Genomic DNA, 1,279 nt, shown 5'->3' on the forward strand with positions numbered 1-1,279 from the left:
CCACCGGACGTTGGACTCAGTTCTGGGAGAAAATCGATCAATTTGGCGCTGAATGCTGCTGCTGAGGACATCATGCGGAGGCCGCACCCGATTCGATAATCGAGGCCGTGGAAGATAACGAACGAACCAAGCGATCTCATAATGCATGGCAAAGCGGCGAGCTGCTATCAAGGAATAGTCCTGAGTTAACCCATCGCATTCCACACAAGTCTGCAACTAACTGATTTATATAGAACACATTCCGGATCTTGTTTTATAAATTTCAACAACTTACCGATATGTGTGTTGTGGAGGAGCTATGCTCGATTCTGGTGTATGAGCGGGGACTGATAGAGCTTGAGCAGGCGGCGCACCGTTGCTGACAATGTGGTTGTCGAGACCCAAAGCAGCAACGAGAGAGGTGCGCCATGAGCGACGATACGAGTACGAGGGCAGGCAGTGCAAGAGGTGATCGGAGTGAGGCGCTGGCAGAGCTGGGACTGCCGCTGGAGGAGTTGGCGCGCCGCGGAGCGCGCGAGATCCTGCAGTGCGCCCTCGAGGCGGAGGTGGAGCAACTGCTCGAGGAGTTTGCCGGGGTGTCGCTGATGGATGGACGCCGGGCGGTGGTGCGCAACGGCCATCTGCCGGCGCGCGAAATCCTGACCACGGTGGGGCCGGTCGAGGTGCAGGTGCCGAAGGTGCGTGATCGCTCTGGCGGTGGCGTGAAGTTCAACTCGGCGCTGGTCCCGCCGTACATCCGCCGCAGTGCCCGAGTGGCCGCGGCACTGCCGTGGCTCTATCTGAAGGGGGTCTCCAGCGGCGACCTCGGAGAGGCGCTGGAGGTCTTGGTAGGCGAGGACGCCAAGGGGCTCTCCGCCGCCGCGTTGGGCCGGCTCAAGGCGGCGTGGGCCGAGGAGTACAAGGGCTGGACGGGGCGCTGTCTCGAAGGGCAGCAGTACGCCTACTGGTGGGTCGACGGCATCTACACGACGCTGCGCGAGAGCGATGATCCCAAGCTCTGTCTGCTGGTGATCATCGGCGTCAGGGCCGATGGCACCAAGGAATGGGTCGCCATCAGCGACGGACTGCGCGAATCCACCGAATCCTGGCTCGACGTGTTGCGCGACCTCAAGGCCCGAGGTCTGCAGGTGGGGCCGCGCCTGGCCGTCGGCGACGGGGCGCTGGGGTTCTGGAGCGCGGTCGATCAAGTCGGCCATGATCATAACCCTGGCCAAGACCGAGTGCGGATGTAGGTGATTAGGGTGACAAGAATTGGCAGGACCCTCTCCCGTGCGTACCC

At 61.8% G+C, this 1,279-nt stretch carries 1 pseudogene; it reads left to right on the forward strand.

The window, feature by feature from the left end:
• Positions 1-407: 407 nt before the first annotated feature.
• Positions 408-1,190: pseudogene (locus D779_RS20505) on the forward strand (IS256 family transposase); the annotation flags it as partial.
• Positions 1,191-1,279: the final 89 nt, after the last annotated feature.

The organism is Imhoffiella purpurea (assembly GCF_000585215.1).
Classification (GTDB): domain Bacteria; phylum Pseudomonadota; class Gammaproteobacteria; order Chromatiales; family Chromatiaceae; genus Imhoffiella; species Imhoffiella purpurea.